The sequence below is a fragment of the Anaerococcus sp. HMSC065G05 genome, from assembly GCF_001812365.1.
GTDB classification, from domain to species: Bacteria; Bacillota; Clostridia; order Tissierellales; family Peptoniphilaceae; genus Anaerococcus; species Anaerococcus vaginalis.
Genome location: NZ_KV808683.1, coordinates 1 through 8683 on the forward strand (window position 1 = coordinate 1; position 8683 = coordinate 8683).

General features: G+C 31.0%; 8 protein-coding genes. 4 read left to right on the plus strand and 4 right to left on the minus strand.

The features are described 5' to 3' along the window. Positions 1-42: 42 nt before the first annotated feature. From HMPREF2852_RS09885 to HMPREF2852_RS00320, 4 genes are read right to left on the minus strand one after another with little or no spacing between them, the layout of a single operon-like run. A complete protein-coding gene (locus HMPREF2852_RS09885) occupies positions 43-480 on the minus strand; it encodes an SIS domain-containing protein (protein ID WP_261667778.1) in 438 nt (145 codons plus the stop codon). Next, the gene (locus HMPREF2852_RS09890) at positions 481-861 is read right to left on the minus strand and encodes a MurR/RpiR family transcriptional regulator (RefSeq protein ID WP_261667771.1); all 381 of its coding nucleotides are present in this window, start codon (positions 859-861) and stop codon (positions 481-483) included. A 24-nt stretch (positions 862-885) separates the two neighbouring features. Beyond that, positions 886-2391 (minus strand): PTS transporter subunit EIIC, encoded by a 1506-nt coding sequence (locus HMPREF2852_RS00315; RefSeq protein ID WP_070604939.1) that lies wholly within the window; start codon positions 2389-2391, stop codon positions 886-888. 13 nt (positions 2392-2404) lie between these two features. Continuing rightward, positions 2405-3076, minus strand: coding sequence for an N-acetylmannosamine-6-phosphate 2-epimerase (locus HMPREF2852_RS00320; protein ID WP_070604942.1), 672 nt, complete (start codon positions 3074-3076; stop codon positions 2405-2407). Positions 3077-3540: 464 nt separating this feature from the next. Here HMPREF2852_RS00320 and ilvA point away from each other — a divergent pair, with 464 nt between their 5' ends. The 4 genes from ilvA to HMPREF2852_RS00340 are packed head-to-tail and all read left to right on the plus strand — an operon-like array spanning position 3541 to position 8640. Beyond that, positions 3541-4725, plus strand: coding sequence for a threonine ammonia-lyase (ilvA, locus tag HMPREF2852_RS00325; protein WP_070604945.1), 1185 nt, complete (start codon positions 3541-3543; stop codon positions 4723-4725). Beyond that, a complete protein-coding gene (locus tag HMPREF2852_RS00330; RefSeq protein ID WP_070604948.1) occupies positions 4726-6156 on the plus strand; it encodes a UDP-N-acetylmuramoyl-L-alanyl-D-glutamate--2,6-diaminopimelate ligase in 1431 nt (476 codons plus the stop codon). Beyond that, entirely contained in the window at positions 6153-7355 is a 1203-nt protein-coding gene (locus tag HMPREF2852_RS00335; protein ID WP_070604951.1) for an aminoacetone oxidase family FAD-binding enzyme, read from the plus strand. The genes HMPREF2852_RS00330 and HMPREF2852_RS00335 overlap by 4 nt, the downstream gene beginning before the upstream one ends. Beyond that, positions 7348-8640, plus strand: coding sequence for an NAD(P)H-dependent oxidoreductase (locus HMPREF2852_RS00340; protein WP_070604954.1), 1293 nt, complete (start codon positions 7348-7350; stop codon positions 8638-8640). The genes HMPREF2852_RS00335 and HMPREF2852_RS00340 overlap by 8 nt, the downstream gene beginning before the upstream one ends. Positions 8641-8683 lie beyond the last annotated feature (43 nt).

Below are 8683 nucleotides of genomic sequence, written 5' to 3' on the forward strand. Positions count from 1 at the left end.
TTTATTGGTGGGTTTGTCGACGCTCTGAAGTGAGCTTATCGCTCACTTTTTGTCTTCTTCTAAGGCATCTATTGTTTTTTTGTGGAGAAGTTTTCTGTAATCATCTTCTAGATTATTTTTTATGATTTTATTGTAGCAAAAATCCATAAAGACTAGAACTGGAAATTGCGGGGAGATTATATTTCCGCCTCTCAAATCTTCTATTGTTGGGATGATTACTTTTTCGTCCACAAATGAAAATTTATCTTTTGAATTTGATGTTACAAGAATTGTTTTTGCGCCGTTTTCTTTGGCTTGTTTTAGGGCGAAAAGAACGGATTCTTTGTTGGCTGAAAGGCTTATGCCAATAAGCAGAGAATTTTCTTTTTGAAAAACTGCCCTCATTCTCATTTCATCTTGATAATCTATTGCCATTACTAAAATTCCAAGCCTTGTAAGTCTTGATTGCATTTCTCTTGCTACAAGTCCCGAACTTCCTATTCACACGAACAAAACTGATTTTGATTTTATAATTAAATCTGCTATTCTATCAATTTGTTCGTTGTCGATAAGGGATGTAAACATATTTAAAATTCTTCCGTAAGTGTTTAAAACTTCCTCTACATTAAATGAAGATTTGGAAATTCCTTTTAAAAATCCTTCTTCATACCTGTAAATAAATTCTCTATATCCCTTAAAACCACATTTTTGTGAAAATCTTGTTATGGATGATTCGGAAACGTGGAGTTTGTTTTTGATATTTTTTATTGAAAAATCTTCCTTGTGTTTATTTTTTATAAAATAATCGGCAATTAGTTTTTCAACTTCTGTAAATTTATCATAACTATCGACTATAGCAACAATGGCGGAATTTTTTATCATGGCTACCTCTTTTATTGAAATCTTCTAATCAACTACTCCAAGTATATCATTAATTTCATTTTTGTATAAGACTGCCTTGGCTCCATAGATTACTTGAACTCCTCCTGGAACGTCAAGCACTCCTGTTGTCCCTGTTTGTTTTAAAATATTTTTATCAACAATTTTTGGATCTTTTAAATTTACTCTTAGCCTTGTTATACAAGCGTCAACATCAATTATATTTTCACTTCCACCAAGTGCATCTAAAATAACAAGAGCTTCTTCATGAAGATTTGAATTTGAATCTTTTTTATTATCTTTTTCTTCCAAAACTTCATCATCGCCTCTTCCTGGTGTCATTATATTAAATTTCTTTATTAAGAAAGAGAATGAGAAATAGTAAATAGCTGCCCAGATTAATCCAAATGGAATTTCTAATAACCAATGAGTTTTGTCATTTCCTTGAAGTACACCAAATAAAATAAAGTCAATTACTCCACCAGAAAATGTATTTCCAATATTTATATTTAATAAATCAGCAATTAAGAATGATAAACCATCCAAGAATGAATGGAAAACATATAAAAGTGGTTGAACGAAAAGGAACATATATTCAAGAGGCTCTGTAATTCCTGTAATAAATGAAGTTAAAGCAACTCCCAAAAATAATCCCTTTAATTTTTTCTTGTTTTCTTCTTTTGCGTTCTTATACATTGCAAGAGCAGCTGCAGGCAAACCAAACATCATTGTTGAAAATCTTCCTGCAAAAAATCTTGTACCTTCAGTAAATAATCCAACGTGATTTGGATCAGCTAATTGAGCAAAAAATATTTTTTGAGCACCAACAATTTGCTCTCCAGCAACCATTTCTACTCCACCAAGTTCTGTATACCAAAACATTGGATAAATCATGTGATGAAGACCGACTGCTCCAGATAATCTCATTAGCATTCCATATAAAAAAGTTCCAAAAACGCCAAGTTTTGCAATTGATTTTCCAGCAGAAATTAATAAGTGTTGGAAAGGTGGCCAAACTATAAAGAAAAATACTCCGACAATAATTGCAACAAAAGATGTAACTATAGGAACAAATCTTGAACCACCAAAAAATCCTAGAACTTGTGGCAATTGAATATTGTAATAATTATTATGAAGATAAACTGCAATAAGACCAATAACCAAAGCACCAACAACACCAGTATCAATTGGATCTCCGTCAGGATTAAAAATTGAAAGAAGAGTTGATATAGTTGCATTCATTACCAAAAATCCAACGGCACCAGCAAGAGCTGCAACTCCTTTTTCCCTGTTTGCAAGACCAACCATAATACCAATGCACAAAAGCATGGCAAGATTTGCAAAAATTATATTTCCAGCACCAGCCATAACCTTAAAAATAGTTTGTAAAACACTATTTGCTAAAAAAGGATAGGCATCAATTGTAGCTTGTGATGAAAAAGCACCACCAATTCCTAAAAGTAAACCTGCGGCAGGGAGTAATGCTATCGGTAGCATAAAAGCCTTGCCGACTTTTTGTAAATACTTAAACATATTTCCTCCTAAATTATTTTTTTAAAACATCAGCAAATTTTTGGGTTATTAATTGAGGTCTAGTAATTGCAGAACCAACTACAGCAGAAAATACTCCACAAGCAAAAACTTTTTTTAAATCTTCTGGCGTATTAATTTTGCCTTCAGCTATAACAGGCTTGTTTGAAAATTCTACAATTTTTTTAATAGACTCAAAATCAGGACCATCAAAATTATCACTATAAGACGTGTAGCCAAAAAGAGTTGTTGAAATAATATCAAAACCAAGATCTAAAGCGTTTTTACATTCATCAATCGTAGAACAATCCGCCATGGCATAAATATTATTGTCATGAATTAATTTGAGTAAATCTATTAATTTTTCATCATTTGGCCTTTTCCTATTAGTTGCATCAAGAGCAATTATTTCGCACTTAGAATCAATTAATTCTTCAATTTCTTTTTTAGTTGGAGTGATATAAACTTCGCTGTCAGGATAATTTTTTTTAATAATTCCAATAATTGGCAAGTCAACTTGTTTTTGAATTTCTTTAATATCATCAACAGATTGAGCACGAATACCACTTGCTCCGCCAATTTTTGCAGCAAGAGCCATTTTTCCCATAATAAAACTAGAATGAAGAGGCTCATCATCTAAGGCTTGGCACGATACAATTAATTTCCCCCTTAATTTTTCTAAATCCATATAACCTCCTTATCTATTTACTTTATTAAATTATATAAAAACAAGAAATTGTTTTCAATTATATGGTCTAAACAGGTTAGTCTTTCAAAAAGCGACAAATTTAAGACAAAAACAAAAGAATTTGGAAGTACTTTCAAGGTGATTGAAAAAAATTAAAAATTAGCAAAAAATTTTAAAATTTTTAAATTGATTTTTTTTAAGTTATATATTCGTGCTAGATGACTTGCCTAGGCATTTAAATTTATAAAGAAATTTTTAAATTTTTTAAATTCAAAATTTATCTAACAAAAAAACGTTTTTTATAAATAATTTTTAAAATTTTACAAAATAAATTCGAAATAAATCATTTTAAAGATTGAAATTATGCGATTAATTTTATTTAGCAATCTTTTTTCAAAAAAATATAGAAAAACATTCTTATTTCCTTTTTCTTGTGATATAATTTAAGCAAAAGGAGGCATTTTATGTTTGATTTTAAAAGTGCAAAAAAAAGAGTAGACGAAGCTATTAACCCAACCCACATGTTTTATTCTGAAATTTTTTCAGATTTATCAAAAAACAATGTGTACATTAAACCAGAAAATTTACAAAAAACTGGTTCTTTTAAATTGAGGGGAGCTTATAACAAGATTTCAAAAATGGATGAAGAATCAAAATCCGTTGGAATCGTAACTGCATCAGCTGGAAACCACGCCCAAGGTGTAGCATTTTCTGCAAATCATCAAGGCATAAAGGCAATTGTTTGTATGCCAGAAACAACTCCAATGATTAAGGTTGATGGAACTTTAAAATATGGAGCTGAAGTTGATCTTCACGGACAAACTTTTGACGAAACAAATACATATGCTCAAGAGCTTGCCAAAGAAAAAGGATATACTTTTATTCCTCCATACGATGATGAAGATGTAATTGAAGGACAAGGAACAATTGCTCTTGAAATTTTAGAAAGTTTACAAGAAGCTGACTACATATTAGTACCAATCGGTGGCGGTGGACTTGTTTCTGGTATTGCAAAATGTGCAAAAGAAATGAAACCAGAAATTAAAATAGTTGGTGTAGAACCAGCAAATGCTGCATCAATGCAAGCTGCTATGGAAAAAGGTGGACCAATTACATTAGATTCTGCTGATACAATCGCAGATGGTACTGCTGTTGCAAGAGTTGGAGATATTACTTACGAAATTTGCAAGGAAAACGTTGATGAATATATTTCTGTAACAGAAGAAGAAATCATGGTAGCCTTGACTACTTTGATGGAAAAACATAAACTAGTAGCAGAGCCTTCAGGAGCATTAAGTCTTGCTGCAAGTAAAAAACTTGGTTGCAAAAATAAAAATGTTGTTTGCGTAATCAGTGGTGGAAATATTGATATGTCATTTATTTCTCAATTAATTCACAAGGGACTTTATGAAGACGGAAGAATCGCAAGATTTACTGTTGAACTTCAAAATGCACCTGGAAAGCTTAGAGATCTTCTTGATGTTATAGCTTATACAAAAGCAAATATTGTTGAGGTACTTCACGATAGCCTTGCAGCAACTAGCAGATATAAAAATATCCAAGTTGAAATAACCCTTGAAACAAATGGAAAAGACCACATCAGGAAGATTAAAGATATACTTACTGAGAAAGGATACAATATTCATTAAATGAAATTAGAAAAGATACTAAAAGAAATTTCCTACATTTCAAAAAATATTCAAAATGATAAAGAAATTGTAGGAGTTTCTTCAAATTCAAAAGAAATAAAAAAAGATTTTATATTTGTAGCGATAAGAGGATTTGAATTCGATGGACATAATTATATAGAAAATGCCCTAGAAAATGGAGCATCAACTATAGTCTATACAAATGATGACGTTGAATTTAAAAATGGAATAAATTATATAAAAGTTGAAGATGCAAGATTAGCTCTTGCAAAAATTTCAAATTTCTTATCAGATTTTCCATCAAAATCATTAAGAATGATTGGTGTTACAGGAACAAATGGAAAAACTACAACTGCAAATATAATCTCATTTCTTTTGAACAAACTGGGAGAGCCTTGTGCAAATATTGGAACAGATGGAGCTTTTTTTAACGGCAAAACTTTACCAACAGAGCATACGACACCAGAAATTACAGATATAAATTATATTTTGAGTGAGGCAAAAAAAGAAAATATTAAAAACGTAGTTATGGAGACTTCTTCACATGGTTTGTGTTTAAAAAGAAACTATGGAATTGACTATGATTATGGAGTTTTCACAAATTTATCTCCAGAACACATGGACTACCATAAAACTATGGATAACTATTTCAAGGCGAAGATGATTTTACTAAATCATTCCAAAAAACAAGTCGTAAATTTAGATGATGATTATGGTAAAAAAGCCAAAGAAATTTTCAAAGATGCCCTTACAATTTCTATAAACGAAGATTCAGCCTATAAGGCAGAAAATATAAAAAGAGTAGATATGGGTCTTGAATTTTTTGTAAATGGTGTTAAATTCTATCTAAAAAGATTTGGGCTATATGATATTTATAACTCTCTTTGTGCCATAGCAATTGCAAATGACCTTGGTTTTGAATTGAAAGAAATTTCCAAAGCCCTAGAAGGATTTAAGGGAGTAAAATCAAGATTTGAATTTATAGAAAATGACCTTGGAATAAATATAGTAGTAGATTTTGCCCACACAACAACATCTTTTGAAAGTCTTTATAAAGATTTGCCAAAAGATAGGAAAAAATTTGCAGTCTACGGAATAAGTGGAGATAGGACTCCTGATATTAGAAGAGGTCTTGGTAGAATATCTGCAAAATATGATATATTTTCTGTAATAACAACCGATGATCCTAAATTTGATACCTTTGAAAATATTTCAAATCAAATTAAAGAAGGAGTCGAAGAAAATAATGGGGAATGCATAATAATAAGAAATCGAAAAGAAGCTATAAAATATGCAATTACCCATGCAAAAAAAGGGGATTTTGTTTTTATGCTTGGCAAGGGCGAAGAAGATTTCTTAAAATTAAAAGCAAATATTAAAACCTACTACAACGAAAAAGAAACCATAAGGGAAGTTCTAGAAGAATTATGAGAATTTTTGTAATAGGAGCAGGGGTAAGTTCGCTTGCCTTCTGCTCTTTTTTAGATAATAAAAATATAACAGTATTAGATTCAAACAAAGACAGTGGAAGAAAACTCCTTGCAACTGGAAATGGTAGGTGTAATTTTACAAATTTAAAGCTTTCCTATGAAAATTTTTATTCACAAGAAAAAGATTTTGTAAATTATTCTTTGTACAAATTTTCAAACAAAGATTTGATAAAATATTTTGAAAATTTGGGGATAGAATGGACAAATTTGCCATCAGGAAGATGCTATCCAAAAACCATGAGCTCACAGACTGTAAAAGATTCTCTCATGATGAAAGCAGATGAAAATGCAAAATTTATTTTTGATCAAAAAGTTTTGGATATAGATTTTGACAAAAAATTAATCATAACAGAAAAAAATAAATACAAGTACGACCTTCTTGTGATTGCATCTGGTGGAAAAACTTTAAAAAATTCAGGTTCTGATGGTTCTATTTTTAAAATTTTAGAAAAACATACAAAAATCGAAGATATGACTTTTGGAATTACAAATTTTAAGGCGAAAAATCCCTTGTCCAAAAAATCTAAAGGTGTTAAGGTAAATGCAAAAGCAAGTTTGAAAGTAGATGGAAAATTTATAAAATCATCAACTGATGATGTGATTTTTCAAACTTATGGCCTTACAGGAACTGCGATTTTGGATCTTTCAAATTTAATTTCTCTTGCCTTAAAAGATGGTAAAAAAGTTAGTCTTGACATTGACTTTTATCCAGAGTATAAAAAAGATGGACTTTTAAAGAAATTAGAAGAAAAGTCAAAAAGATTTCCTAATAGAAATATCGAAGAATTATTAATTGGGAATTTAGATAAAAAACTCATAATTGATATATTAAAAAGGGTTAAAATAAATTCTGGCAAAAAAAATATTTCAAGAAAAGATTTGGAAAAAATTTCAAATATTTTGAAAAATCTTTCTTTTGATATTTTAGATATAAACGACAAGAACAATGCCCAAGTGACTTTGGGAGGAGTATCTTGCGAGGAAATCGACAATAAAACCATGAAATCTTTAAAAATTAAAGATTGTTATTTTATAGGAGAGGTTATGGATGTTGCTGGAGATTGCGGAGGATATAATATTCAATGGGCATTCTCATCAGCAAAAACTGCCTCAGAGGATATAAGGAGATTAAATGTTTAAGATAAATAGAAAGCTAAAAGAATTAAAACATAATGGAGAAAGAATTTCTTTGGCTATAATTGGTTGTGGAAAAATGGGAGCAAGCTTAATTAATCAATTGGGAGATATTGATGCAATTGAAGTAGGCTTGGTTATTGAACACACACCACAAAAAGCAAAAACTGCCCTCATAGATTCAGGGATTTCTGAAGATAAAATTATAAATACAGACTCATACGACGAAGCCTACGAGGCTTTGAACAAGGGTTTTGTTGTAGTAAGTTCAAATTATAGACTTGCTTACAAACTTTTACAAATTACAGCCGTAGTTGATGCAACAGGAAATCCACCATTTGGTGCAGAGCTTGCAGCAAAATCAATTCAATATCATAAGCATTTTATTACACTCAATGTAGAATGTGATGCAGTTGTTGGACCAATTCTTTACGATATGGCAAAAAAAGCTGGCGTTGTTTATACAGGAATTGCAGGAGATGAGCCAGGCTCAATAATAGATCTTTGCGATTTTGCTTATGGAATTGGCCTTGAGATTTTGGTTGCAGCAAAAGGAAAAAATAATCCATTAGATAACTATGCAAATGCAGAAATTTTAAAAGACCAAGCAAAAGAAAAAGGACTTTCTCCAAGAATGCTAACAAGTTTTGTCGATGGAACAAATACCATGATAGAATTAAATTCAGTTTGCAACTGCCTTGGATTTTTGCCAGACACATTTGGCTGTCACGGAATTGCTACAAGCTCAGAAACGGCCGTAGAAGATTTTAAATTAAAAGAAGACGGTGGAGTTTTATCATCATACAAAACTGTAGAATTTTCTCCAGGCATGGCACCAGGAGTATTTCTAATTGTAACAAGCGACAAAAAAGAAGTAAGAGATTTGATGAAATTTTTAGGCTTTGGCGATGGCCCAAATTATTTATTATTTAGACCATATCACTTAACAAGTCTTGAAACACCAATTACAATCTACAATGCAGTTTTAGAAAATGAGCCAACAATAGCTCCACTTCATGGACAAGTTGCCGATACAGTTTCAGTTGCAAAAAGAGATATAAAAAAGGGAGAATATTTAGAGGGAATAGGATCAGATAAGGTATTTGGAAAATTAACTGACCACACAAGATCAATAAAAGAAGACCTACTTCCAATCGCCCTAATCACAGAAAAAACAAAAGCCATAGTAGATATTCCAAAAGATACAGTAATAGATTTATCAATGATAGAACTTGACGAAGAAGCAACAATAACAAAATTAAGAAGAAGACAAAATTCAATGAAATTGTAGAAATAAGACTGCAAACGCAGTCTCAGAGCGTCGACAAACCCAC